The 244-nt window shown below is 43.9% G+C and carries 1 pseudogene; it reads right to left on the reverse strand.

From position 1 onward, the window contains the following. Positions 1 to 244: pseudogene (locus SB658_RS26755) on the reverse strand (ABC transporter ATP-binding protein); the annotation flags it as partial.

Raw genomic sequence — 244 nt, forward strand, 5'->3', positions numbered from 1 at the left:
GGGAAATAATTTCGGCCGCCAAATTCCTGCCTCTTTCATTTCTTTTTCATATGTCACGAGCACATCTTTTGGAGAACCATCTGCTAAAATGCTGCCTTGATCGTCTAATAAAATCACCCGGTCCATCCATTCGATGACTCCATCTAACACATGCTCTACAAAAATCATCGTTTGCCGCTCATCAGTTGCAAGCTGCTGTAGAAGTTGAAATATCTCCATTCTGCCTGCTGGATCAAGCTGTGCG

This window comes from Bacillus sp. SIMBA_008 (assembly GCF_046535495.1).
Lineage (GTDB): Bacteria > Bacillota > Bacilli > Bacillales > Bacillaceae > Bacillus > Bacillus subtilis.